Genomic DNA, 23,579 nt, shown 5'->3' on the forward strand with positions numbered 1-23,579 from the left:
TCCCTTGTGAGTGTGAATGGGCGATTTGCCCGATAAAGGAGCTGAAATGAAACGTGTATTTCTTTTCCTGTTGACCAACCTGGCAGTGCTGCTGGTTGCGTCGATAGTGATGTCTATTCTGGGCGTTGATACTCGCTCTATGAGTGGTCTCTTGGTGTTTGCGGCCATCTTTGGTTTCGGTGGCGCCTTTTTCTCGCTGGCCATTTCCAAGTGGATGGCGAAAAAATCCATGGGTTGTGAAGTTATCACCACCCCACGGGATGCCACCGAAAAATGGCTGATTGATACGGTTGCCCGCCAGGCGCAGCAAGCCGGTATCAAGATGCCTGAAGTGGCTATCTATAATTCACCTGAAATGAACGCCTTTGCCACAGGCCCCAGCAAAAACAACTCGCTGGTGGCCGTGAGTACCGGTCTGCTCTACGGCATGACTCAGGATGAAGTAGAAGGCGTACTGGCACACGAAGTCAGCCACGTGGCCAATGGCGACATGGTGACCCTGACCCTTATTCAGGGCGTGGTGAACACCTTTGTTATCTTTGCCGCCCGTGTGGTAGCTGGATTTATCAATAACTTCCTCTCCAGTGATGAAGAGGGTGAAGGTCTGGGTACTTTTGCCTATATCGCGGTGGTGTTTGTACTGGAAATGCTGTTTGGTATCCTGGCGTCTATCGTGGTTGCTTACTTCTCACGTATCCGTGAGTATCGTGCCGATGAAGGCGGTGCCAAGCTGGCGGGCCGTCACAAGATGGTTGCCGCACTCGAGCGGTTGCGTACTGGTCCGGAAACCGGCGCCATGCCAGCTCAAATGGCAGCGTTCGGTATCAATGGCAAACGTTCAATCGGCGAGTTGCTGATGAGCCACCCTCCACTGGAAAAACGCATTCAGGCGCTCAAAGCGCAGTAAATAAAAAAGAGGTCTTCGGACCTCTTTTTTATTATCAGTGGTAGGTCGCATTTGACGAAAACGCTTTTTACGTTATGTTAGTAAAGCGGGATGGCATGTTGTTATGGTGTAAAAATCCATTTCTCGCAGTCAGTTACATGATTCAGCGCACATTTTGTCGCCCCCTGAGTTGTTACACTGAGCCAACGTGGATGCTGGGCCGTGCAGGCCTGGGCATCAAAATTGAGAACGTCGTGCTAAGACCTGGACGGAACGATGGAAGTCGATTTAAACAAGAACTTCCACAACGCCGTCCCTAATGGAGGATACCATTGTGAGTAAAACACTCTTGAGCGCCCTTTTCGGCGCAGCCTTTGCAGCCCTGGCTCTGTCTCCTGCGGCCTTTGCCGGTGATCAGACCCTGGCTGAGTTCCACGTTGAAAACGGTGGTTGTGATTCTTGCCACAAGGATGAGTCTCCTTCGGCTGACGGTGCTTATGAGTTCGAACAATGCCAAAGCTGCCACGGCACTCTGGCTGAAATGGACGACGTGCACAAGCCACACGATGGCAATCTGGTGTGTGCTGACTGCCACGCCCCACACGACAATAACGTGGGCCAGAAGCCTACCTGTGAGTCCTGTCATGACGATGGCCGCACAGCAGACAGCGTACTGAAAAAGTAAGCTTTTTGACCTTAAGGAGCCGGCAATCGCCGGCTTTTTTGTGCTTGGCGACTGCTGCAGGATAGGGTAGTTTTACCTGACGGGATATTTCAGGGATGTCGCCATGGTACAGAATGGATTAGGTGCAGTCGTACTGACACTGATTGTCATGCTAAGCGGTTGCAGTCAAACAAGGGATTTGCACAGTGCCGACGCTTTCCCAATCCCAATAAATAAGTCACTTTACTCCGATTCATTGGCTGCAAACGTCATCAGTTACTCGAGTCTGTTTACGCTAACACAGTCCCAATACGATGACATCGAACGCTTTATCCAGCGGCCTCATATTGCCCCATTAGCGCCTTTTATTCAGGCGAGGCATTATTTACTTGATACCCTGACCGAGTTTCACTATGAAGGCCAAAGCCTGAGTGCCTCAGACGCCTTGATGCTCAACAGTGGCAATTGTATGAGTATGGCCGCAGTAAGCTACGCCGTATCCAAAGCATTAAAGGTTCCGATACAGTTTCAGATGGTACAAAGTGAGCCTGTGCTGCTGGATGTAGTCAATCACACCATGATTATTTCGGACCATGTTCGGACGCTGCTATATGACGCCCCTGAAAATACAGGGTTGCTGAGTCCCTATTGGGGAGGTCATCAATTCGTTACGATTGACTACTTTCCCAGTTCAACAAGCCTGACGGGGAAATTGGTAAACGAAGCAACTTTCGTCGCCATGTTCTATCGGAATTTAGCCTCAGATGCTCTTGTTGAGGGACGTTTGGCAGATGCATATTGGCTTGCACTCGAAGGGCTTAAGTGGGCGCCAAAGTATGTTCCTCTTATCAATGTGGCGGCAATCGTCCATAGACGCAGTGGAGACTGGCATTCCGCTGAGGCGCTTTATCAGTATGCGTTGGAGATTGAACCCGATAATTTGGCTGTGTTGGATAATTATCGTGCTCTTGCTAAGTTGGCGGGTAATGCCGATTTGGCCGAGATGCTGAAGAAGCGAATTGCTCAGATTGAAGATTATCGTGGCTTTGATTTTTATGTACTGGGTCATGAAGCCCTTCGCCAGGGTAACTACAACGAAGCGGAAATGTACTTTTCCAAACTTTTGAAAAACGCGCCTTATTTTCATCCGGGATGGTTTGAGCTTGCTAAAGCACAGGCGGTTCAGGGCAAGTTTGATATAGCTAAACAAGCACTAGAAAAGGCGCTGGCACTTTCGTCACGCAGCGAAGACGTGCGTCGGTATCAGGCTAAACTCTCGTTATTCGAATAGCCCATGGCGGCAATCACGCTAAGTCGATATCAGTCAAATCAGCATAGAATTCAGAATCATAGAATATTGCGATGTGGCTCCTGTCAGTGGCGTGGCTTGTCCTTTGGGCGGTTGATTGCTTTCATTAATGGGCTCAAGCGTTATGGAAAATAACTTCAGCTAACACTAATATTATTTAGCGATAAGACGATTGCTTCGGGCAGAGCTTTGGCAGCAGCATGGGGACGACAGCAGAATAATTGACGGTATGTTACTAAGTAAGGGGTAGATACTGCCTTTTAATTGGTGTAACTTGTGCGTGTTCTGCTTGGAGATTAGCGCAGAGCAGGTTTACCCGGAATTAACACGGAGGTTGAGCGTTATGTTCAAGATAATACATTGGATGGTGGTATCTCGTTCACACTTGTTGGGTGATTTACTGGACTGCCGTTGGCCACAGGAGTTTTTGGTCAAGCTGACCAAAGCGGCGCCAGAAGAGATGTGTAACAAGTTGCACCTCAGTCAGGTTTCTCTGGTGGTGATTGACCTGGCGTCGGTAGACTTGCAAAAGGCCTATCAGCTGCAGAAGCATATCGAAAGGGAATATTCGTCCATCAAGGTGGTGTTTATCCACTTCCCCCGTCAAACCGATGCGCGTTTCCTCGTTAATCAATCCGTTACTGCAGGCGTATTTTTCTTTGACGCCAGTCTGGCAGATATTGGTGAAGGTCTTGGTGAAATCCTGAAAGGTCGCAGCCAAATTCCGGCACAGTTACTGCGCAGCAGCAATGGTGAAGAGTACGAAGAAGACAGTGAGAAACTGACCATTCGTGAGCGTGAAGTGCTGCAGGCACTCTTGTCGGGTAGCACAAATCTCGACATTGCCAACCGACTTTTCGTCAGCGAAAGTACCATCAAAACCCATCTTTACCGTGCATTTCGCAAGATTGGCGTATCCAGCCGTGGTCAGGCCATCGCCTGGGCCCAAACCCATTTGCACGAAGTCCACGTATGACGGTGACGTTGTTCTGTGATGAGCAATGCAGATAAGCAGTAAAAAGGCGTCCAGGACGCCTTTTTTGTTGGCAAAAACGCCGTTAACCAAGCCAGGCGGTGATCGCCCCGGCGTCTTCCAGATGCAATGACACTGTATCCAGCGGTGCTGGCTTAAGTGTCAGGGTTGAGGTCATCAATTCGTCGCGGCGGAAGAAATGCAGCGCCAGCTCATCACCTTCGTTGTAACTGTTAAGCACGTTTTCAAGATTGGCAGTGGCCTGAAGCCCATCCACGGCAATCAGTAAGTCACCGGACGATAAACCGGCCAGATGCGCACTGCCTGATTCCGCCACCGTTTGAATTCTCACCCCCAATGCCTCGGCCTTGAATTTGGCTCCAAGGGATAGGGTCAGTGGTGAAGGTTCACCGCCTCCGGTGTCGTTTTGACCGCTGGCGGCCCTAAGCTCCATACGAACACCAAACTCGGAAAGAAGTGGAGCAAGGGGTAAGTCGTCCGTGTTGTCCAGGTAGGCAAAAATATCGCTCACATCCCGGCCAAGAAGCTCTGCCACCAGTGCCTGATGGCTCTCTTCCTCTGTGCCTTTACCGGTCAGGCCGAAGCGCGTCCATAACAGACGCATCAGGGAGTCCAGGCTCTCTTTACCTGCGGTTTCCTTTCGGATAACGAGGTCCAGGTACAGACCAAAGAGCGCCCCCTTGGCGTAGTAACTCACGATGGCGTTTTGGGCATTCTCATCCTGTTTGTAGAACTTGGTCCAGGCATTGAAGCTCGAATCCCTGAGGCTTTGCTTGAAACGGCCAACCCCACGGTATACCCGGGTCATGGTTTCACTGAGCATGTCCAAATAGGTTTGGGTGTCGACTTTGCCTGCTTTCAGCGTCAGCAGGTCGTCATAGTAGGACGTGACTCCTTCGTAGGCCCACAGTTGCCGGGTGTAGCTTTCACTGTCCAGCGCGTAGGGGATAAAGGTGGCGGGTTTGATCCGTTTGACGTTCCAGCTGTGGAAATACTCATGGCTGCACAGGGATAAATAGGTGCGATAGTCCTTGTTGACTTTGTCATCCATGGACAGCGGCAAATCTTTGCGTGAGCACACCAGCGCCGTGGAGCTTCGGTGCTCCAATCCGCCAAAGCCGTTGTCCAATACCATGGTCATAAACAGGTATTCATCGAAGGGGGCAGGCGTACCAAACAGTTGTATTTGAGTTTCGCAGATGGCTTTTAAATCCTGGCACAGTCGCTCCATATCGCAGCGATGGCGGCCGGTCAGCACGACGTGGTGGGGCACACCACAGGCCTCAAAGCTTGCCTGGGTAAAGTCACCCATTTCCACCGGATGGTCGATAAGGGCGTCATAGTTTTCGGCTTCAAAAGCGCCAAATTGCCAGGCATCACCGCTGCGCCTTGGCAGTGTAGTCGCCACTCGCCAATGGTTGAGGGCAATCTCGGTCGGCGCCTGAATTTCAACCCGCTGCGGCCTGTCGGTTTGACCGTCTACCGCCAGGAACACACTGGAGCCGTTGAAAAATCCATGGGTCATATCCAGATGTGCACTGCGCACTGACAGGTCGAATGCGTACACTTGATATGACAGTACCAGCGGCTCTGTAGAGCGGTTTTCCACTTGCCAACGTTGTTTATCGAGTTGAGTGAGAGCGACGGGATTATTCCCTTGCCAGGCTTTGATGCCAATCAGATTACGGGCAAAGTCACGCACCATATACGAGCCCGGGATCCAGGCTGGCAACGAAAGCACTTGGTGAACACTGGGGGTTGGGATCTCCAGATTGACCTCAAACAGATGAGCCTTGGGATCACTTGGAATAATGCGGTAGCTGATCATAATGGTTCCCGAAATCAATGATGCAGGCATGCTGCCAAATTCCAGCTCTGTTGGCAAAGGGAGTTGGCTTTTCTCTTACCCAAATGTGCTGGGTCTTGCTATGATAAGGCCATTGAATTCAAGGCAGAAAACAGCCACTTTTTTCTCAGGAATGGATAGCCAACCCTGACAGCATATGGAGTTCACCATGGCCGAAGAAACCATTTTCAGCAAAATTATCCGCCGCGAAATCCCTGCCGATATCCTGTATCAGGATGAACTGGTGACCGCGTTTCGCGATATTGCCCCCAAGGCACCTACCCATGTGTTGATAGTGCCCAATCATCTTATTCCCACTGCCAATGACGTGAAGGCATCGGATGAGCTGGCCCTCGGCCGTATGTTTACCGTGGCCGCCAAGCTCGCAGACGAAGCGGGCATTGCCAAAGATGGTTATCGACTCATCATGAACTGTAACAGTCATGGTGGCCAGGAGGTTTACCATATTCACATGCACCTGGTGGGCGGCGAGCCTTTGGGCCCCATGCTTGCCCAGCGCTGATTGGCGGTGTTATGAAAGTTAATCCGGATTTTTTTGAGCTCACGCCGCTGGCACAACGCTTTGTCAGCCAGCTGGCCCAGTGTCGGCGTCTGGGTATCAAGGTGCATGAAGGCAGTGAGCATCATGTACTTTTGGAGCTGCCCTATAGTCAGGCGCTGATTGGCTACCCTGATACCGGGGTTATCCACGGCGGCGTGATTACCACCCTGATAGACACCGCCAGCGGCACGGCCGTGGTCTGCGCCATTCAGGATAAATTCCAAACCCTGGAAATTTCGCCCACCCTGGATTTACGGGTCGACTATATGCGTCCGGCCGAACCCGGCAAGAGTGTGTATGCCTTTGCCGAATGCTACCGCTTATCATCCAACATCGCCTTTACCCGTGCCATCGCCTATCAGGACAGCATAGATGAACCCATTGCCCATGCGGTTGGCTCCTTTATGCGTATCAGTCCTGAGATGGTGGGGGAAACCTTCCGAAATGCGCTCTTGGAAGACAACGTGATCCTTGGCCCTGTGGTGACTGAACTTGCCCATTGTCCCGATGAGGGTAAAAGTCCCAAACCCATGGATGTGAAGGAAATTGTGCGCCGGGTGGCCGAGCTCAATGACTTTGGTCATCTGCTGGAGCAAGTGCCCTATGCCCGTTTCATCGGTATGGAAGTAGAGCGATTTGGCGATGAGCTGGTGTGCCGCTTGCCCTCACGGGACGCCAATATTGGCAATCCCGTGCTGCCCGCCATTCATGGGGGTGTGATTGCCGGTTTTATGGAAATGTCGGCAATTGTGCAGTTAATGGTATTTATGCAAACCTCGAGAGTGCCAAAAGTAGTCGACTTTTCAATTGATTATCTGAGGGCTGGTCTGCATAAGGATACCTTTGCCGAGTGTATTATTACCCGGCAGGGGCGGCGGGTTGCCAATGTAAACATCAGTTGCTGGCAAACCAACCGCAAACAGCTGATAGCCACGGCCAGGGCGCACTTCCTGATTGATTAAGCTAACGGATTAATACGGTAGGCTTCACTTTAATCAGCCGGTATTCAGCAAAGTGCAACTACACTGACGCAGATCCACTGACGTGGATGACACAGGTTTTTTATGCTTAATTTGGTCTGAAGCCTGACGGCACAGGCGCTGCGCATGGTTGGCAGAACAGGAGGTTTTATGAAGATTGCACAGCTGGTTTTATTGGTGGCCCTTGTGGTGCTTGCTGGTGGCTGCGCCAAACATACGGCAGGGATTTCGGCGTCGTCGTCGGGGGAGACCCGGGTAGATAACAGCACCTTTGGTCGAGAGGTGTCTGTGGGGGAACTTAAAATGAGCAGCAGCGGAGACTTGCTCACGGCCCATGCGCTCATTCAGAGCCGGGTGGCTACCGATCTCAGGTTGCAGTATCGCTTTACCTGGTACGATACCCAGGGACTGGTGATTGACGGAGAAGGGCAGAGCTGGCAGTCGCTTAAGCTCCACGGCATGCAGCAGATGCAAGTCAGCTCGGCGGCGCCCAATCCATCCGCCAGCCGTTATGAGGTCTACGTGCGCAAGGCATTTTCCAACTAAGCTGCGCTGGCGCTCGATGGTCATGATTAAACACCGGCATTGCCGGTGTTTTTGTTGCTGCGGGCTTATCGTGTGTACTTTACCTTTGTGTGCTGTTTCTCACATCGGTGACTTACCCAGAGCTGCTGTCACGGGAGTGAAAATTTCCACCCGAGGTTTGCAACAAAAGTATCATCCCGGTGGAATATGGGCGTATAATTGGCCGCGCCAAGGGGTGTCTGCTGTAAGCAGACTGAGATGTCTTCGGACAAACCCTTAGAACCTGATCCGGCTGATACCGGCGTAGGAATGGGCTGATACTGCAAATTGATTGCCACTCCGAGCTTGCCGGATCTCATACAAATTTTGTTGAGGTCCAAATGTTTACTAAATCCCGTATTCCCCTGTTTGCCCTGGCACCCGTGTCTTTGGCCGTATGTTCGTCGATGGCCTTTGCCGCCGACAGCAAGGCTACCGCTGAAGAAAATCCCATGGAAGTGATGCTGGTGACGGCCGATTTTCGGGGACTCTCGGTTGAAAAAATTCCCTCCAGCGTGACCGTGATTGATGCTCAGAAGATAGAAGATGAAGGGGCTCAGCACTTTGAAGATATTTTGGGTTCGGTGGCCAATTTCAACTGGTCCGGTGGCACCTCCAGGCCCCGTTATTTTCAGATCCGCGGTGTAGGCGAGCAGGAAGACTACAAGGGCGCGCCCAACTCATCCGTTGGCTATTTGATTGACGATATCGATCTGTCAGGCCTGGGCATGGTGTCCAGCATGTACGATCTGCAGCAGGTCGAAGTACTTCGTGGTCCTCAGGGTACCCGCTATGGCGCCAATGCGCTGGCTGGGCTGATTTACCTTAAGAGCAACGACCCCACAGAGCAGTTTGAACACGGCGCCCAGCTGAGCCTCGGCAATGACAAGCTCAGAACCTTTGCCGGTTTCAGCTCCGGCCCCATGATGGATTCTGGGGAACTGCTGTACCGTGTTGCCATTGAGCAGCACCGCCAGGACGGTTTTCGTGACAACCTGTACCTTGGCCGTTCAGACACCAACGAGCGTGATGAACTGAGTTTCAGAACCAAGGTGCGCTGGTATGCCAACGACCATACCCAGGTAGACTTCACCCTGATGCACGCCGACTTTGACAATGGTTACGATGCCTGGACGCTGGATAACAATGGCTTTGATACCCTGACCGACATGCCGGGCACAGATGCCCAGCGCACCACGGGTGTGGGCTTGAAGGTGCTGTACGATGGCTTTGATAAGGCCGAGTTAACCTCGCTGACCAGTTTTGCCGGAACTGACCATCATCACGGTTACGATGGCGACTGGGCGAACCCCGAATATTGGGCCGCACGCCAGTGCACCGATGATTACGATGTCAACGGTAATGGTGACTATGCCGAGCTCCTGCCATGCGAATACGATTACACCTGGGATAAGCGCGGCGATCGCAGCACTGTGTCCCAGGAGTTCCGTTTGGCCAGTAACGAGGCCGGCAAGATTTGGGGTGACAGCACTGCCTGGCTCGTTGGCCTGTATGGTATGCAGCTTAAAGAAGACAACGACCTTGCTTCTTTTTACAACGGTTGGCCAGATGAAGCCCTGCGCTCCAGCTATGAAGCGACCAACCTGGCCATCTTCGGTCAGCTCGACAGCGACCTGGGGCAGGAGATAAACCTGTCCGTGGGGCTGCGTCTTGAGCGTCGTGATGCCGATTACAGCGATGATGCAGGGGATGCCTTTGACCCATCTGAGACCATGTGGGGAGGCCATATTGCCATCGGCAAGCAGCTGAATGAGCAGCATAATCTCTATGGCCGCATTGCCCGCGGTTACAAGGCGGGCGGCTTTAACATGTCGCTGCCTGCTGAGTTTGCCGATAAGAAGGAGTTCGATACCGAAGTCCTCTACAACTACGAAATTGGTCTTAAGTCGAGCTTCCTAGAAGGCAACTTCGACACCAATCTGGCACTGTTCTTTATGGACAGACAAGATCAGCAGGTATCGGCATCCCAACAGGACCCTGCCAAACCCCAGCGTTTCGTTCTCTTTACCGAAAATGCCGGCAGCTCAACCAATTACGGGGCCGAGCTTGACCTGAACTGGTATGCCACCGATAACCTGCACTTCTACGGCAGCCTGGGCTATCTCAAAGCTGAGTACGGTGACTACAGCTATCAGGACAAATATGGCAGCCTGGTCGACCTCTCTGGCCGCGAGTTGGCACATGCACCCAACTGGACCTGGTCACTGGGCACTACCTGGCGTGCCGACTCGGGCTTTTTTGCCAACCTCAATGCCAATGGCAAGAGCAAGTTCTACTATTCAGACTCCAACGACTCAGTTTCCAAAGACTATGCGGTGCTCAATGCCCGCGCAGGCTATGAAGGCGATATTTGGTCTGTCTATGTGTGGGGACGCAATCTGCTGGATGAAGATTATGGTGTCCGGGGATTCTATTTTGGCAATGAGCCGGATAATGGCTGGGCGGACAAGCAATATATCCGCTTTGGCGATCCCCGCGCCTTTGGCGTGACCCTGGATGTGCGTTTTCTGTAATTGAAATGATTGAATCCGGGCGCGCATGTAAGCGCGCCCGCGAAGCTTGATGAGGAACCTAATGATGAAACTCACCGCTGAAATCAGCATGTATCCACTGCATGATAATTACCTCGAGCCCATCCGCTGGTTTATCGGCAGGCTCGACAGTTACCCGCAAATTGTCCGTCGCACCAACGCCATGGCAACTCAGGTGCAGGGCGACTATGCCGAGGTGATGGCTATGCTGGCCAGCGAAATGCAGGCGGCACACGAAAAATTCGGCAAGGCTGTGTTTGTCTGCAAGTTTATTGGCGGCGAACTCGACCTGTCCCACTCGGAGTAACCCATGCAGGCGGATTTTTGGGGCTGGCTTGGCGGAGCCTTTCACAGCGCCTTTGGTGAAATGCAGGTGCTGTCGGCCTGGGAAGGGGTTGCCGTGATACTGGCCATGGCCTACTTGCTGCTGGCGATGAAACGCAGCCGCTGGTGCTGGGTAGCGGCCTTTGCCAGCACAGCCATTTACACGGTGCTCTTTTATGAAGTCGCGCTGCTGATGGAGTCGGCGCTGAATGTGTACTACATGGGCATGGCCATTTACGGCTATTGGCTGTGGCGTCAGGATGGCCAGGATGAACTCAAAGTCCAGCGTTGGCCGCTTAAACAGCATCTGGGCATCATAGCGCTGACCTCTATCGCATCCCTTGCAGTGGGGCATTTGATGGCCACCTTTACCGAGGCCTCATTCCCGTATCTCGATGCGGCAACCACCTGCTTTGCGGTGATGACCACCTTCCTGGTGGCGAAAAAGGTGTTGGAGAACTGGCTTTATTGGGTGGTGATAGATGTGGTGTCCATCTACCTCTACCTCAGTAAGGGATTGATGATGACGTCCCTGCTGTTTGTGTTCTACGTGGGGCTGGCGGTGGCCGGTTACTTCGTGTGGCGTGCGGCGGCGGCAGAGCAGCGCCCCCCCGAGCTGGCGCTTAAGTCATGACAATGCCTCTGGCGACCAAGCCAAGCGAGGCATCCCGGATGCAATCGCTTCCGGGTATTACCGACGAGGTGCTGGCATTTATCGCCGATACCGGTTTTTTCGCCGATGGGTATCGCCTCGAGCCGCTGACCCGGGGGCTGAGTAACCATAACCTGGCGCTCTTTGCCCGCGAAGGTGCCTATGTGCTGCGGGTGAACCGCGATGAGAGCAGCGCCTTTTGTCAGCGGGCCTTTGAAGCCGACAACTGGCGCCTTGCGGCGACAGCGGGACTCGCACCGACCTTGATGGCCCAAAGCGCCGATGGTCGCTGTTATCTCTCTCCCTTGCTGGACGATGGTGGCTGGCAGCAACGCTATCAGGAAGTCCCCCTGAGTCAATTTCGCCCCGGTTTAGCGTCTCAAACGGATACTTGCCATCCAAATGCAGCCTTGGCGTCTAAAATTGCAGTGGAATGCACAGGCCCTTCAGACGCGGCCCGGCTGCTGCTCGACTTGCTGCTGGGACTGCAGGCCTTGCCGGTGCCGACCAATGTAAAAGGTTTTGCCACCCAGTGGCAGGATTATGAGTTGGCGCTGGAAGCGAGCAAATCGCAATGGGCCCGGGATCCCCGCTGGTGTATGGCCTATGAGGCACTGGCTGCAGAATTTGCCAATGTTGAGGCTGCCATGGCACGCCTCGAAGCCATGGGGCTTGCTTACCAGTACAGTCATCGGGATCTCACGCCCCATAATTTGCTTTGTCATCAGGGCAAATTGTTTTGCATCGATTTTGAATATGCCTGCGCCTCGCATCCCCTGTGGGATCTCGCCGCCGTGCTGGCAAGCCACAATTTGTCGGCGCCAGAGCGGACTGCACTGAAGAACGCCTACCTTTATGCCCATCCACAGCTGGAGTCCTCCATGTCTGCGAGGGTGGTGGATGCGGTGGCACTGCATTGGTATTTTGGCGCCATCTGGGCGCTGCTGATGGCAGGGGAGTCGGGGGATGATGACTATCTTTGCTGGTTTCACAGATACTTACAATTGGCCAAGAGTTGACGCCTTGTCCATTTCCGCTGGCCCTTGTTACCCTTCCCTAAGCCATAACAGAAAAGGACATCTATGAAACGTGCTCTGGCAGTAATGGGTCTGGCGCTTTTGTTACTCGCGGGTTGCTCGACCAAGATGAGTTACTACTTCCTCGATTGGGCCATCGAATGGGAGTTGGATGACTATGTGGATTTAAACCGCGACCAGCAGAAGCAATTTGATGCGGTGCTGGACGAGTTTATCGACTGGCATCGCCGTGAGGAGCTGCCCCGCTATGTGGCTCAGCTGGAAAGCATCAAGCAACAGATGCAGTCCGGTACCTTAACACCCGCCGCCTGGGCCGAAGAGGTCAACTATGCCCAGTCTCACTGGTTTCGGCTGTTTGAACATGTGTTTGAAGGCATCTTGCCCATTGTGCAGAGTCTGTCAGACGAGCAGGTATCCGGCATTATCGAACAGCTTCGTAAGGAAGAGGCCAAACTGGTGGCCGAATATGCCGGTAAAACACAGGAAGAGTTGATTGCCGACTCAGATGAACGGCTCACCGAACGGGCCGAAAAGTGGATAGGCAAGTTATCGGACAAGCAAAAAGCCATGATCCATGCATCCAACACATCAAGGCTGTCGACTCTGGATATGTGGCTTGAATACCGTCACGAATGGCTCAGACAGTTTGAAACCGCCCTCAATCAAAGAGCCGATACCCCTTTGCTGCGCAGCAGGCTGCAACTCCTGATGACAGCCCCGCAAACCCTGAAGTCAGAGAAGCATCAGCAGGCGGTGCGCGAAAACAGCGAGAATTTTGGTCGTTTGGTCATGAGCATCTATCGGGACCTGTCCGATAAGCAAAGCAAAAAGCTCTGGCATGAATACGATGCTCTGACAAAAGACCTGGCAGAGCTTGCCAACGAGCCCGACTAAACTGGCAACAGGTGGCTGGCCGCAGATAAGGTGTTCTGCGGCCTTTTTATTAAACAGGCTTCAGCAATAAACAGGTTCCTGCAATAAAGATGGGTTGTCACAGGTCTTAATCACACAGCATCTGATTTTGGCGAGGACCTATGGCGCACTTTATTCATTCTCTTAACCTTCAAGCCCGGCATCTTGGTGAGGCAGTGGCCCCCCTGGCGTTGAGGTTGTATCTGGCCCCCGTGCTGATGCAGGCAGGCTATAACAAACTCAGCCACTTTGACGACACTGCTGCCTGGTTTGGCAATCCGGACTGGGGTCTTGGCTTGCCCTTTCCTGAGCTGATGACGGCACTTGCGGCAGGCACTGAGTTTTTTGGTGCCATCCTGCTGATATTGGGACTCTTTACCCGACTTATCTCCATTCCGCTGATGATTACCATGCTGGTGGCCGCCTTCACGGTGCACTGGCAAAATGGTTGGCTTGCCATTGCAGACCCTTCCAGCTGGCTTGCCAACGAACAGGTTATTGCGTCGTCCGAGCGGCTCGCCAAAGCCAAAAGTTTGCTGCAGGAGCACGGTAATTACGACTGGCTCACCGGCAGCGGCAATTTTGTGGTGCTCAACAACGGTATTGAATTTGCCATCACCTATTTTGTGATGTTGCTGGCGCTGTTTGCCATGGGGGGCGGCCGGTTGACCAGTCTGGATTGGTGGCTGGCAAAACGCTTCGGCCTGCACAAGGACTAGGCACAGCGGGTTATCCGGATTCAGTTGTAAAGGGCAGGGCAGCGGGGTAAATCTGCTTTCATTGCCCCGACGATTTGCTATCCTGCACAGGATAAATGAATAAGAGGATAACTCATTGGATGCTTTAACCTTATTACTTACCCGTCAATCCTGTCCCCGTTTGGTCGACCCGGCGCCAAATGACGCCGAGCTGAAAACCATACTCGATGCCGCCCTGCGGGTGCCGGACCATGGTGCCCTGAGTCCCTTCGAATTCATTATCGCCACCGGCGACGGTCTGGACCGACTGGGTGGCATTTTTGAGTCCGCCGCCAGAAATCAGGGGGCGGACGAGGCCTTTATCGCCAAAGCCGCGTCTATGCCAAAACGGGCGCCCATGGTCATTACCATAGTGGCCAAGTGCCAGACGCACCCCAAGGTACCAGTGCTGGAGCAGCAAATTGCGGCCGGCTGTGCGGCCATGGCCATGCAGCAGGCGGCGTTTGCTTTGGGCCTGGGGGGTATTTGGCGCACTGGCGATTTCGCCTTTGACCCTGCGGTGCATCAGGCGCTTGGCTTGACTGAAATGGACCAGATAGTCGGATTTCTGTACCTGGGGACGCCCGCCGTTGATGCGCCGGTGAAGCCCGGCAGAGATGGCATGCAGTACGCTCGCTACCTCTGAACGAGTGCAGTAAATCAAAAAGGCCCCACAGGGGCCTTTTTGCGTTAATCCAGACCGATACCCACATCCAGACTGTCGAACCAATCCAGAAAGGATTTCACCTGCGGTCCTTTAAAGATACGCCCGTGTTGGGGACACATGTACTGAATATCCAGATCCCGCATCCGCGCCACCCAATTACTCTTGGCGCGATTGGAGGGCATCCAGCGGCGGTGGAAATATTCCATCTTGCTGATGTGGCTCGCAAAATCATCCACAAAGATGTCGGCCTCGGCGGGCTCAAGGGCCGCGCCCACATCCCCTGACATCAATACTTTAGCTACCGGGTCGTAGACGTGAAAATTGCCGGACGCATGCAGATAATGGGCAGGGATGAACTGCAGCTCAACGTCGCCCACCTGTAACTTGCCGCCCTTGTCCTTAATGGGTTCGTAGCTGATGTTATTCATACCGAAATGACGGATGAATCCCTCCCATAACCAGGGAGCATAAAGCTTGGCCTTGGGCAGAGTCTGATCCCACAGGCCAAGGGATGAGATGATATCCGGATCCTGGTGGGAGGCAAAAAGATAGGTCAGCTGTTCAAGGGGGATGTGGCGAACCAGACTGGCCAGCATGGGGGCAAAGAGTTCAATGCCGCCTGGGTCCATTAACAGCGACTGATTACCGCTTTGAACCAGATATTGGTTGGTGTCGATGATTTTGTCGTTCTTCTCAGGGTCTCTGCCGAAATACAGCCACTTGTGAGTCGGGGTCTCGACCAGTAATTGTGTCTTCATTGGTTAATCCTTAACGTCAATGGGAATCGAACAGGCGTATGGCGGTGTCAACCCGCTCACGGATCTGAGCGGCAACCGTATCGACCTTGTTGGCCACGTCCACGAAGATGGTCTGAAATCGTCCATCGACCCGGCAAGCCTCTACCCGGCAGATGGAGGCGAGGGCGTTGGCGCTGCGCAGGTTTTGTTTTAAATCCAACAACTGTACCTGCATCTTGCTGAGCACCTGATTGAAATCACTCTCCAGTTTGGCGTAATGCTCTTCTGTGGTTTCGATGGCGCCAGCCATGCTGTAGGCGTAGGTGGCTGTGCTGGCTTTATCGCGGGCGGCATGAAAATAATGCAGGGCCGTGGCGGTGCGTGCGGTGCGGGTGGCCAGCTTGCTGGCTTCCTTTGCCAGCTGATTGATTTCGTTGGCCGCACGCTTGGTGTAACCGGCCAGCTCATCGATATAGTGGGTTAACGCCTTGAATCCGAGGGCGGCACTGCCAATCCGGCTTGAGGCGGCCTGGGCGTTGCTGGCGGTGAGATTAATTTCCTTGCAGCTGGCGAGTGTGTGGTTCAGCTCTGCGGCGACCATGGCCGCAGTCACATAATAGGGCCGTCGTCCCTGAGAAATATTCTGCATGATGAATTTCCTTCCCGATGACAGCTAAAGTATAGTCAGGGTTAATAAATTTGCGCCGCGAAGAAAAATCCTGCGGCCTTGCTGAAGGAGTTACCTTGGAGCCCATCTTCACTGAGCGCTTAATGTTGCGCGAATTCACTCTGGCAGATGCCGATGACATTCTTGCGCTGCTCACCACACCAGACTTTATTCGCAATATTGGCGACAGGGGAGTCAAGGATCTTGAAAGTGCCCACAGCTACCTCAAAGACGGCCCTCTGCAGAGTTATCGCGAGCATGGTTTTGGGCTTTGGCGCATTGGGCTTGCCGGGGACGACCGCTTTATCGGTACCTGCGGCCTTATCCGGCGCGATACTCTGCCGGCAGTGGACATAGGTTATGCGCTGCTACCCGAGTTTTACGGACAGGGGTTTGCCATCGAAGCTGCCAGAGCCTGTATGGCAATGCGGCGGGATTTTGGTTTGGCGCAGGTGATCGCCATCGTTGCGAAAGATAACCTGCCGTCCCAACGGTTGTTGGAAAAATTGGGTCTGCAGTTCTCGGGTCACATCCCTTTTGGCGAACCTGCGGTGGACGTACGACTTTACAAGCTTCTATCTGACTGATTTATAACAATCTATTTTGATTGTCACTGAGTCGTTTCTCCACTAAAATTTGCGCGTTTTCCGGGGCCTTTGCAGCGACTGATTTGCGAAGGCCGTATTGACGCCCTACCTCGAAATAATGGTCCATTTTCCCGCCCGGACCCTTGAGTACAGCGAAAGCGTGGCTTTTGTTTGAGTCTTGCAATCATGGTTTGTGAGTTCAGTGAGTCTGTGCTCGATGGCATCGCAGATGCGCTTGTCGATCGCGGTTATATTTGTATCGATGATTTGTTCGAACCCGGGGTAGTTGCCAGATTAAGGGATAAGGTCTTTACCGAGGCTGACGAAACCTTTAAACCCGCCAGTATTGGCAGGGGCCAAGAGCTGCACCGCAATACCGACATTCGCCGCGACAGCATTCGTTGGCTCGAGCCCCATTGCGCGGTGGACAATAGCTATTTGTCGCTGATGGAGTCGCTTAAAAATGGCCTTAACCGCCGCCTGTTTATGGGGCTGTTCGACTACGAAAGCCACTATGCGCTCTACCGTCCCGGTGCTTTCTATAAAAAACACGTCGATGCCTTAAAAGGCAGCCAGAATCGTATTTTAACGACGGTCTTTTTTATGAATCCGGATTGGCAGCCAGAGCACGGCGGCGTGCTCAAGCTCTACGAAGAAGACGACAGTCTGATTGAAGAGCTGGCGCCATTGATGGGGCGCTTGGTCATTTTCCTGTCGGAGCGCTTTCCCCACGAAGTGATGCCCACAAAAGTCGACAGAGCCAGTATCGCGGGCTGGTTCAGGGTCGCGGGCAGCCAGCACGGCTTTTAAGTGCTGACTGACACGAGGCTGAGTTTGCCCCAATAAAAAAGGATGCCAACGGCATCCTTTTTTTGCATGGTAGTGCATTAGAACGCCAATATCAGGTCGCTCGAGAACACCCAGCCATTGGCGCCCACCTGGAATGGCACGCTGGAGTAGCCCACGGGTGAATCGTTCAGGTACAGCCCCTGGAAGTTTAACCTCAACTCACGCCGTCCCAGCGGGAAATAATTCACCCCTACGGTGATATCGTACGGATCGCCATAATCACCAAATATTTGCGAATAGCCTGCATAGGCTTGCAGCTTATTGGGGATCACCATGGCACTGCCCTGGATTTGGAAGCCCGAATCGTCCACCGAGTCCACCGGAATGGGGCCCGTGGTCACAAAGTCGTCCAGCCAGCGCTGGTACACCTCGGCTTCCAGCGACCATCCCTTGTACTTGAAGCCCCCGTTCACCGCCGCCATCTGATAGGTCGCTTTACGGATGTCTCCACCCGTCATAAAGGGATCGGTTCTGAAAATAAGTGTCCCATCTGACAATCTCAACTGACTGTTTTCAAAGCCTTCGGTACCGGGCTGGCCCTGGGCATCTTCGCGGCTGTGGGTGAAGTGAACCCCAAAGAGGGTGGCAAATTCGTCATGGTATTCATAATCACCGAGGCCCTGGCCCGGGCCATATTCACCAGTAGTGGGCATCCACCAGAGCGCGCCGGACATCGTATTGAACTCGCCGTCGAGCTGGGCAGCATTCACCCCGAGCTGGCTTAAGTTGTTCCCTATCATGGCGCGGTATTCAAGCCCTTCGGCCAGTTTACCGTTGGCCCAGATCCCCGTGGTGTAAGAGCCGCGGAAAAACTCATCGGCTATGGTGCGATGGTCATTCTTGAGCCAATTGGGGAAGGTGTAGTTGGTGGAGCGGGTGGATGGTAAGGCACCGATACCGGCGTAGAGATTAAAGGCTTCATCAAATTGGAAACCCATATTGCCGCCGAGCACCACCTGCGCCGGGTCGCCCTGACTGGTGTTCGAGGTCCAGGCATACAGCAGGTAGCGGAATCTGGGGTCAAACAACCAGCCTTTAAAGTTCAGGGTGATTTTCTGAAACTGCAGATCGTTGCGGATATCCAGATTGCTGGTACGGCCAAAGCTGTCTGTGTAGCTTTCATCCAGCCCCTTTTGATTGAGATAGCGGGCATAGGTAAAGGCGCTGATATCCAGTTCGCCCCACTCATCACGGGCGAGAACAAAGCCCTTGCCGGGCTCAAAAATACCACTTTCCCGTTTGGGCTCTACCCGGGGTTTTGGCGGCGGGCGTTTTTCCGGAGTCTGATTGTCAACACCCTTGGCCTGGGCACTCAGGATGGCCGCCGACTCCGGCGAGGCTTCAGTCACTTCAGACTCAAGTGATGTGATACGGCGTTCAAACTCGCGGCTTTGGGCATCGAGCTCCGCTTTCATGGCCTTGAGGGCTGCCAGCTCTTTAGCTATCTCCTCGGCGCGCTTGTCGCTGATTTCCGCCAATGACATCCCGGGGGCCAGCAGCGCTGCGGTCACCAGGATGCCTGTTAAGGATGGTTTCATGGGGCTTTCCTTGTCGTTCGTGGGATCACAGTAGGTTGAAGTCGTAATTGACGATGATTCTGAAATCGAGGAAATCGTCAGCGCCGGCAAAGTCGTTGTCCTGATCCACATAGGCTGCACGCATCCTCAGCCAAATGCGGTCACTCCAACTCTCTTTGAGTCGCCAATCCAGAGTCAGGTCGTATTCGGTTTCATCGGCGCTGGCGGCCGGGCCCGTCTCAGGGGTATCGCCATGAACGATATTGGTGAAAAGGCTCATGTCCCCCGGGCCCACCCGGCCCAAATCCAGCGAAAAACCCAACATATAGGCATCTTCACCGGCCCGGTCAAAGTCATCCACAATCACTGACAGGTAGTTGGCCGGGTTGCCAAAGGGCTTGATGATGCCATGGTCTTCATCTGTGGTGCTGGCGCCAAAGCGCCAGCTGAATGGCCCATGCTTCAGCTCGACCTTGGCGGCCAACATCTGGGTGTCAAAGTCGCCAATGAGTTCATCACCGCTGCTCTGCTGGGCTGTGTACTGCAGGTTGGCACTGATGGTACTGCCCTTGACGATTTCGAAGGGGTGTTCGACCTTGGCAAAGAAGGTGTCGAAGGTGTCGAAGGTGCGCTGATATATGGCGCCCACAGTCGTGCCACCCGCTGCTATGTATCTGGCACCGGCGAAACCTGTGCCCTCATCGCTGCCCTCTGCGCCCGCGGCCTCCGACATGGAGATAAAATCATCGTCGCTTTTGCCCTTTATCTTGTCCACGTAGCCTGCCATGTAGCCAAAGCCAGTTTTGGAGGTGTTGCCGATGGCAATGCCCTCAAAGGTGTTGGGCACCATGCGGATATCGTGGCTGCCAAGATAGGGCAGTTCGAAGCGCTGACGGCCTATGCGCATACCGTGATTTTCGGCAAAGCGCACCGTCAGGTTGGCTTCGCCGAGCACGGTAAAACTCTCCTGCCCCGGCTTGAAAAGACCCGTGCCGTCCTTGTCGTCCGGCCCATAGAGCTTTTGTGAGGTGTACAGGGTGGCATTGACTCTGAGCCAGTCTCCCAGCCAGCCTGATTTGTACTCCAGTGCCCCCCCCAATGCCCAGCCAACGCTGTCAGCCTTGGTATCCCTGTCTCTGTCGAGATAATAGGTTCGGGGTTTGAGAATAAGGCTGGTGTCCTCCCAAAAGGCGGCCTTATCCGTGTCCGGGGTTTCTATGGGGTTTACATCACTTTGCTGATTCGGTTCATGATCGCGCTCGTCTGATACCTGCTGCTGAGCCAGGGCAGTGACAGGCACAGTCACCGCCGGGGTCAGCACACAGGCCACGAGCCATAATGATTTCGTGGCCATAGTCCGTCCTTAGTTGCCGGTCTTCTTGCAGACTTGAGGGGCGTGGTAATCGAGGTTCATCAGGCGGAAGTAGTTTTCCCCCAGGGCAATATGACGAAACGCTTTGTCATCCATGAACTTATGGGCTCTGCCGGTGACATCAAGCTCCTTGGCGTATTGGTCTCTGGCCTTGGTATTGGCGGCCACAAAGTCAGAGCCCGGCAAGATGCGGGTGGGGTAGGCGTTGAAGAAGTCGATAAATATCGGCCCCCACTGGTGGTACGCGTTGTAGAGCACGTCCCAGGAGATATCCAGCATCAGGTTGGGATACTTATCCAGCAAGTCCTTCATGATGGACACGTGCAGGTTGGGCGGAATGGTGGTGAGTTCTTTCGACAGTCCCATGTGGGCCCAGACAATTTTATTGTCGGGATACTTATCCAGCAGGTATTCCATCAGGGGCAGATACTTGGTGGGGTCTTCATCCTTTCCGAGATCCGAGTGCAGGGTCACCGGAATATTGCGCTCACGCAGTACCGCCATAAATGGTGCCCAGCCATCGATGCTCTCGAAGGTGGCAGGTTCATGGAGGTTGCCGACCAGAGCCTGTTTCATCACGTTAAGCTCACCGCTCCAGCTGAACATGCCGGGGTATTCTTTGTCATACAGCTCGATGATTTGGACAATATTCTCCGGATGGGCAAGATCCATAAAGGTCATCGACAGCGTGATATGCAGATTGTCGTGGGGATACGCCACCACTTCCATACCGTTGACAAAGTCATTCTTGATACTGGGCGAGGCGGGTACGCCCTGACAGTCGAGGTAGTAGGTACAGCCTGACTTGAGGTCAAGCACCTGGCCAATACCGAAATAGTTCACAAAACGCACGCTGGTTTTATCAAAGAGACCGAACAGCTCCTCGGGTGGGATGGCCGCGCCGCCAAAGGGCCTTGGGTGAAAGTGGGCATCCACCACCGAGGTATAGGGCTCTTTCTCGCGATCGTAACAAGCCTGCTCCTCGGGGGGGAGCTTGAAAGACGCCAGGGTGCGCGTGCTGGCGACCATGGCCTTTTCTGCAGGCGCGGCACTTTCTGCCTCGGGCGCCGACGCGGCGCAGGCCGATAAGAGTGCCAGGGTGGGCAAGGCGACAAAAAGTGGACTAAGTGCTTGGGCTACACGGGTGATGCGAGGTGCGTTCATGGCGGATCCTTGTCGTTACATTCCGGTCAATGGAATAAAACCGCGTGGCTGAACGAGTGCTGATGGAAATTTGCCTCGATTCAGTCGCTTGGCTGGTTTGAGGTACTCAAAAAAGAGTAGGCGGCTTTTTGCTGCTTTGGACTCGTGCGAAAGGATGATTTACAAGGGTATAAAGTATGATAGGTAAGGGGTATTTCTTTCGCTGTCGCTATGGTTTTATCGATTTTTTCTGATAAAACAGGGGAAGCCATTCACACTCCCGGGAAGTCTGATGTTGAACCTCACTGTGCCACAATTGTCTGGAGAACTCGTTGTTCTCGAACCCCTCAGTCTGAATCATGTTCCGGCGCTGCAACTGGCCGTGACTGACGGCAAACTGTGGGAGCTGTGGTACACCAGTGTGCCTGAGCCCGATGGCGTAAAGGCCTATGTCGAAAAAGCGTTGGCGCAGCAAGCGCAGGGCAGTGCCATTCCCTTTGCCGTCAGGGCGCGTCACAGCGGTGAAGTGGTGGGCTGTACCCGCATTTGCAATCGGGTGCTTGAGCACAGACGGGCTGAGATTGGCTACACCTGGTATGGCAGGAGTATGCAGCGCAGTGGCATCAATACAGAGACCAAGTTGCTGCTGCTCGACTACTGCTTTAATGAACTCGATTGCATTGCCGTGGAGTTTCGAACCCACTGGCATAATCAGGCGTCCCGCGAGGCCATTGCCCGTTTGGGAGCAAGACAGGATGGTGTGCTGAGAAATCACCAAATTATGAAAGACGGCACTTTGAGAGACACAGTGGTGTTTTCGCTTTTGAACACTGAGTGGCCAGCGGCCCGCACACACTTGCGCTTCCGTCTGGCACGTCATGCCAGTGCGTGATAAAGCGCTGGCAAAAGGCGGTCTCAGGCAAAGTCTTACGGCAATCAATACTTGATTGTCGTCCACCGCTTCGTGTAGTTTTGCCAAAAACCTTGAAGGAAATCACAGTTATGGCTTCAATGCGCGTTACATTCTCCCATCTTTTAGTCTCCCTGGGCCTGACTGCGGCCATCAGTGTGCCAGCGCTGGCAGGCGAAGCCGAAAAAGCCCTGGCAGGTGAACTGCTGGAATGTGCGGCCTATTATCAAATCAGCTCAGAGGCCATTGCCGCCATGAATGCGCCGCAAATGAAGGCGGTGGGTGAGCGTCTTAAGGCCTCTGCCGATGAAAGTTTGGCTCTGGCAGGCAAATACTACGGTGAAGGCGATCTGGATGCGGCGCTCAAAGATACCCGCGACCGGCAGATAGCCTCCATGGCGGGTTCATCCAGTCTTGGTAACCTGATGGCCAAGTACAAGGAAAGTTGCAAGACCTTGCTGGCAAACCCCAACGCCAGGCTTGAATACTGGCAAATGGCGACCATGTAAGGCCATCATCCATTTTCCAAAACGCCCGTAAGGGCGTTTTTTTATGGCTAAGCGAAAGCCTTAACGCGCCGGGACTGTCTATACCTTTAAGACCGGAAAATGCCCTTGGTGTGATTGTCCCAGCCTGAAACGGCGTGCATAAGGTATTCAGCTGATATCACAGTGAAGCTAAGGTTATTGGACTCAGGTTAATGGAGGTTAGGGATGAACATGGGATTACTTGGGGTGGTAGTGCTTGCCATGGGCTATGTTATCTGGCTGTGGCGCTGTGTCAGGCGGGAGTCTCACGCCTTGCCTCAGGGCTCGTTACACTCGGGGCTCGCCAGTGCCCTTGTCCTGCTGCTGACCTGCGTGAATCTCATGCTGTTTGGCGCCTCGCTGAATCTTTTTTCACCAACTCAGGCGATGGTGCTCTGCTGCGTGTTTGCCCTCTTTTACGGTGTGCAAGCGGTGTGGCTGGCCGGACTCGCCTGGCTGGAGGAGTTACCCCAATCCATGGGGAGTCGTTGGCTGTGGCTGGGTAGCGCTGGGCTTTGCCTTGCCAGTTTGCTAGCCTGCGGCCTCTTCGATTCAATCTCTTTGTAATGAAACGTAAATCTCTA

25 protein-coding genes and 1 riboswitch are annotated in these 23,579 nt (G+C 53.6%); of the genes, 19 read left to right on the plus strand and 6 right to left on the minus strand.

Annotated elements, in window-relative coordinates; all coding sequences use genetic code 11:
- Positions 1 to 46 precede the first annotated feature (46 nt).
- From htpX to K0H79_RS07380, 4 genes are all read left to right on the plus strand, one after another.
- The gene (gene htpX, locus K0H79_RS07365; protein WP_220067435.1) at positions 47 to 907 is read left to right on the plus strand and encodes a protease HtpX; all 861 of its coding nucleotides are present in this window, start codon (positions 47 to 49) and stop codon (positions 905 to 907) included.
- A 313-nt stretch (positions 908 to 1,220) separates the two neighbouring features.
- The gene (gene cctA / locus K0H79_RS07370) at positions 1,221 to 1,571 is read left to right on the plus strand and encodes a tetraheme c-type cytochrome CctA (protein WP_220067436.1); all 351 of its coding nucleotides are present in this window, start codon (positions 1,221 to 1,223) and stop codon (positions 1,569 to 1,571) included.
- 103 nt (positions 1,572 to 1,674) lie between these two features.
- Positions 1,675 to 2,841, plus strand: a complete 1,167-nt coding sequence (locus K0H79_RS07375) for a lipopolysaccharide assembly protein LapB (RefSeq protein ID WP_220077819.1) — start codon at positions 1,675 to 1,677, stop codon at positions 2,839 to 2,841.
- Between the two features lie 361 nt (positions 2,842 to 3,202).
- On the plus strand, positions 3,203 to 3,835 hold the full coding sequence (locus tag K0H79_RS07380) for a LuxR C-terminal-related transcriptional regulator (RefSeq protein WP_220067439.1): 633 nt from the start codon (positions 3,203 to 3,205) through the stop codon (positions 3,833 to 3,835).
- Between the two features lie 82 nt (positions 3,836 to 3,917).
- Here K0H79_RS07380 and K0H79_RS07385 read toward each other — a convergent pair whose 3' ends face one another.
- The gene (locus K0H79_RS07385; RefSeq protein WP_220078113.1) at positions 3,918 to 5,681 is read right to left on the minus strand and encodes a M61 family metallopeptidase; all 1,764 of its coding nucleotides are present in this window, start codon (positions 5,679 to 5,681) and stop codon (positions 3,918 to 3,920) included.
- 187 nt (positions 5,682 to 5,868) lie between these two features.
- Between K0H79_RS07385 and hinT the strand changes: the two genes are divergently transcribed.
- The 10 genes from hinT (at position 5,869) to K0H79_RS07435 (ending at position 14,665) form a co-directional block, all read left to right on the plus strand.
- Positions 5,869 to 6,222 (plus strand): purine nucleoside phosphoramidase, encoded by a 354-nt coding sequence (gene hinT, locus K0H79_RS07390; protein WP_011759563.1) that lies wholly within the window; start codon positions 5,869 to 5,871, stop codon positions 6,220 to 6,222.
- A gap of 11 nt (positions 6,223 to 6,233) precedes the next feature.
- Positions 6,234 to 7,223: a PaaI family thioesterase gene (locus tag K0H79_RS19390; RefSeq protein ID WP_220077820.1), complete on the plus strand. Its 990-nt coding sequence runs from the start codon at positions 6,234 to 6,236 to the stop codon at positions 7,221 to 7,223.
- 168 nt (positions 7,224 to 7,391) lie between these two features.
- The gene (locus K0H79_RS07400; protein WP_258405490.1) at positions 7,392 to 7,787 is read left to right on the plus strand and encodes a YcfL family protein; all 396 of its coding nucleotides are present in this window, start codon (positions 7,392 to 7,394) and stop codon (positions 7,785 to 7,787) included.
- A 200-nt stretch (positions 7,788 to 7,987) separates the two neighbouring features.
- A riboswitch (TPP riboswitch) is annotated at positions 7,988 to 8,093 on the plus strand.
- A gap of 53 nt (positions 8,094 to 8,146) precedes the next feature.
- Positions 8,147 to 10,339 carry a TonB-dependent receptor gene (locus K0H79_RS07405; protein WP_220077822.1) on the plus strand — a complete coding sequence of 731 codons (2,193 nt, stop codon included), beginning with the start codon at positions 8,147 to 8,149 and terminating at the stop codon, positions 10,337 to 10,339.
- Between the two features lie 64 nt (positions 10,340 to 10,403).
- The gene (locus tag K0H79_RS07410; RefSeq protein WP_220067443.1) at positions 10,404 to 10,664 is read left to right on the plus strand and encodes a hypothetical protein; all 261 of its coding nucleotides are present in this window, start codon (positions 10,404 to 10,406) and stop codon (positions 10,662 to 10,664) included.
- Between the two features lie 3 nt (positions 10,665 to 10,667).
- The gene (gene pnuC / locus K0H79_RS07415; RefSeq protein ID WP_220077823.1) at positions 10,668 to 11,315 is read left to right on the plus strand and encodes a nicotinamide riboside transporter PnuC; all 648 of its coding nucleotides are present in this window, start codon (positions 10,668 to 10,670) and stop codon (positions 11,313 to 11,315) included.
- A 38-nt stretch (positions 11,316 to 11,353) separates the two neighbouring features.
- The gene (locus K0H79_RS07420) at positions 11,354 to 12,352 is read left to right on the plus strand and encodes a phosphotransferase (protein WP_220077824.1); all 999 of its coding nucleotides are present in this window, start codon (positions 11,354 to 11,356) and stop codon (positions 12,350 to 12,352) included.
- A gap of 63 nt (positions 12,353 to 12,415) precedes the next feature.
- On the plus strand, positions 12,416 to 13,264 hold the full coding sequence (locus tag K0H79_RS07425; RefSeq protein WP_220077825.1) for a DUF6279 family lipoprotein: 849 nt from the start codon (positions 12,416 to 12,418) through the stop codon (positions 13,262 to 13,264).
- A 140-nt stretch (positions 13,265 to 13,404) separates the two neighbouring features.
- Positions 13,405 to 14,001: a DoxX family protein gene (locus K0H79_RS07430; protein ID WP_220077826.1), complete on the plus strand. Its 597-nt coding sequence runs from the start codon at positions 13,405 to 13,407 to the stop codon at positions 13,999 to 14,001.
- Positions 14,002 to 14,116: 115 nt separating this feature from the next.
- Complete coding sequence (locus K0H79_RS07435; RefSeq protein WP_220077827.1) at positions 14,117 to 14,665, plus strand: NAD(P)H nitroreductase; 549 nt, start codon at positions 14,117 to 14,119, stop codon at positions 14,663 to 14,665.
- A 44-nt stretch (positions 14,666 to 14,709) separates the two neighbouring features.
- Here the strand turns inward: K0H79_RS07435 and K0H79_RS07440 are convergent, their stop codons facing one another.
- Together K0H79_RS07440 and K0H79_RS07445 are read right to left on the minus strand one after the other, a co-directional pair.
- Positions 14,710 to 15,444: an MBL fold metallo-hydrolase gene (locus K0H79_RS07440; protein WP_220077828.1), complete on the minus strand. Its 735-nt coding sequence runs from the start codon at positions 15,442 to 15,444 to the stop codon at positions 14,710 to 14,712.
- A gap of 16 nt (positions 15,445 to 15,460) precedes the next feature.
- Positions 15,461 to 16,072: a chemotaxis protein gene (locus K0H79_RS07445; protein ID WP_220077829.1), complete on the minus strand. Its 612-nt coding sequence runs from the start codon at positions 16,070 to 16,072 to the stop codon at positions 15,461 to 15,463.
- A 95-nt stretch (positions 16,073 to 16,167) separates the two neighbouring features.
- Between K0H79_RS07445 and K0H79_RS07450 the strand changes: the two genes are divergently transcribed.
- Both K0H79_RS07450 and K0H79_RS07455 read left to right on the plus strand, forming a co-directional pair.
- Positions 16,168 to 16,677 carry a GNAT family N-acetyltransferase gene (locus K0H79_RS07450; RefSeq protein WP_258405491.1) on the plus strand — a complete coding sequence of 170 codons (510 nt, stop codon included), beginning with the start codon at positions 16,168 to 16,170 and terminating at the stop codon, positions 16,675 to 16,677.
- Between the two features lie 186 nt (positions 16,678 to 16,863).
- The gene (locus tag K0H79_RS07455) at positions 16,864 to 17,487 is read left to right on the plus strand and encodes a 2OG-Fe(II) oxygenase (RefSeq protein ID WP_220078115.1); all 624 of its coding nucleotides are present in this window, start codon (positions 16,864 to 16,866) and stop codon (positions 17,485 to 17,487) included.
- Between the two features lie 77 nt (positions 17,488 to 17,564).
- Here K0H79_RS07455 and K0H79_RS07460 read toward each other — a convergent pair whose 3' ends face one another.
- From K0H79_RS07460 to K0H79_RS07470, 3 genes are read right to left on the minus strand one after another with little or no spacing between them, the layout of a single operon-like run.
- On the minus strand, positions 17,565 to 19,064 hold the full coding sequence (locus tag K0H79_RS07460; protein WP_220077830.1) for an OprO/OprP family phosphate-selective porin: 1,500 nt from the start codon (positions 19,062 to 19,064) through the stop codon (positions 17,565 to 17,567).
- Positions 19,065 to 19,089: 25 nt separating this feature from the next.
- Positions 19,090 to 20,397, minus strand: a complete 1,308-nt coding sequence (locus tag K0H79_RS07465) for an OprD family outer membrane porin (RefSeq protein ID WP_220077831.1) — start codon at positions 20,395 to 20,397, stop codon at positions 19,090 to 19,092.
- A gap of 9 nt (positions 20,398 to 20,406) precedes the next feature.
- On the minus strand, positions 20,407 to 21,579 hold the full coding sequence (locus K0H79_RS07470; RefSeq protein ID WP_220077832.1) for an amidohydrolase family protein: 1,173 nt from the start codon (positions 21,577 to 21,579) through the stop codon (positions 20,407 to 20,409).
- A gap of 271 nt (positions 21,580 to 21,850) precedes the next feature.
- Here K0H79_RS07470 and K0H79_RS07475 point away from each other — a divergent pair, with 271 nt between their 5' ends.
- From K0H79_RS07475 to K0H79_RS07485, 3 genes are all read left to right on the plus strand, one after another.
- Positions 21,851 to 22,450, plus strand: coding sequence for a GNAT family N-acetyltransferase (locus tag K0H79_RS07475; RefSeq protein ID WP_220077833.1), 600 nt, complete (start codon positions 21,851 to 21,853; stop codon positions 22,448 to 22,450).
- A gap of 110 nt (positions 22,451 to 22,560) precedes the next feature.
- Complete coding sequence (locus K0H79_RS07480; protein WP_220077834.1) at positions 22,561 to 22,977, plus strand: hypothetical protein; 417 nt, start codon at positions 22,561 to 22,563, stop codon at positions 22,975 to 22,977.
- A gap of 204 nt (positions 22,978 to 23,181) precedes the next feature.
- Complete coding sequence (locus K0H79_RS07485; RefSeq protein ID WP_220077835.1) at positions 23,182 to 23,562, plus strand: hypothetical protein; 381 nt, start codon at positions 23,182 to 23,184, stop codon at positions 23,560 to 23,562.
- The last annotated feature ends 17 nt before the right edge of the window (positions 23,563 to 23,579 follow it).

It is taken from the genome of Shewanella sp. FJAT-52076 (assembly GCF_019457455.1).
GTDB classification, from domain to species: Bacteria; Pseudomonadota; Gammaproteobacteria; order Enterobacterales; family Shewanellaceae; genus Shewanella; species Shewanella zhangzhouensis.

Bases quoted from the DNA above. Each gene is read 5' to 3' on its own strand.
- htpX (WP_220067435.1), top strand. From the start codon at position 47: ATGAAACGTGTATTTCTTTTCCTGTTGACCAACCTGGCAGTGCTGCTG.
- K0H79_RS07375 (WP_220077819.1), top strand. From the start codon at position 1,675: ATGGTACAGAATGGATTAGGTGCAGTCGTACTGACACTGATTGTCATG.
- K0H79_RS07380 (WP_220067439.1), top strand. From the start codon at position 3,203: ATGTTCAAGATAATACATTGGATGGTGGTATCTCGTTCACACTTGTTG.
- K0H79_RS07385 (WP_220078113.1), bottom strand. From the start codon at position 5,681: ATGATCAGCTACCGCATTATTCCAAGTGATCCCAAGGCTCATCTGTTT.
- hinT (WP_011759563.1), top strand. From the start codon at position 5,869: ATGGCCGAAGAAACCATTTTCAGCAAAATTATCCGCCGCGAAATCCCT.
- K0H79_RS19390 (WP_220077820.1), top strand. From the start codon at position 6,234: ATGAAAGTTAATCCGGATTTTTTTGAGCTCACGCCGCTGGCACAACGC.
- K0H79_RS07400 (WP_258405490.1), top strand. From the start codon at position 7,392: ATGAAGATTGCACAGCTGGTTTTATTGGTGGCCCTTGTGGTGCTTGCT.
- K0H79_RS07405 (WP_220077822.1), top strand. From the start codon at position 8,147: ATGTTTACTAAATCCCGTATTCCCCTGTTTGCCCTGGCACCCGTGTCT.
- K0H79_RS07410 (WP_220067443.1), top strand. From the start codon at position 10,404: ATGAAACTCACCGCTGAAATCAGCATGTATCCACTGCATGATAATTAC.
- pnuC (WP_220077823.1), top strand. From the start codon at position 10,668: ATGCAGGCGGATTTTTGGGGCTGGCTTGGCGGAGCCTTTCACAGCGCC.
- K0H79_RS07420 (WP_220077824.1), top strand. From the start codon at position 11,354: ATGCAATCGCTTCCGGGTATTACCGACGAGGTGCTGGCATTTATCGCC.
- K0H79_RS07425 (WP_220077825.1), top strand. From the start codon at position 12,416: ATGAAACGTGCTCTGGCAGTAATGGGTCTGGCGCTTTTGTTACTCGCG.
- K0H79_RS07430 (WP_220077826.1), top strand. From the start codon at position 13,405: ATGGCGCACTTTATTCATTCTCTTAACCTTCAAGCCCGGCATCTTGGT.
- K0H79_RS07440 (WP_220077828.1), bottom strand. From the start codon at position 15,444: ATGAAGACACAATTACTGGTCGAGACCCCGACTCACAAGTGGCTGTAT.
- K0H79_RS07445 (WP_220077829.1), bottom strand. From the start codon at position 16,072: ATGCAGAATATTTCTCAGGGACGACGGCCCTATTATGTGACTGCGGCC.
- K0H79_RS07455 (WP_220078115.1), top strand. From the start codon at position 16,864: ATGGTTTGTGAGTTCAGTGAGTCTGTGCTCGATGGCATCGCAGATGCG.
- K0H79_RS07460 (WP_220077830.1), bottom strand. From the start codon at position 19,064: ATGAAACCATCCTTAACAGGCATCCTGGTGACCGCAGCGCTGCTGGCC.
- K0H79_RS07465 (WP_220077831.1), bottom strand. From the start codon at position 20,397: ATGGCCACGAAATCATTATGGCTCGTGGCCTGTGTGCTGACCCCGGCG.
- K0H79_RS07470 (WP_220077832.1), bottom strand. From the start codon at position 21,579: ATGAACGCACCTCGCATCACCCGTGTAGCCCAAGCACTTAGTCCACTT.
- K0H79_RS07475 (WP_220077833.1), top strand. From the start codon at position 21,851: ATGTTGAACCTCACTGTGCCACAATTGTCTGGAGAACTCGTTGTTCTC.
- K0H79_RS07480 (WP_220077834.1), top strand. From the start codon at position 22,561: ATGGCTTCAATGCGCGTTACATTCTCCCATCTTTTAGTCTCCCTGGGC.
- K0H79_RS07485 (WP_220077835.1), top strand. From the start codon at position 23,182: ATGAACATGGGATTACTTGGGGTGGTAGTGCTTGCCATGGGCTATGTT.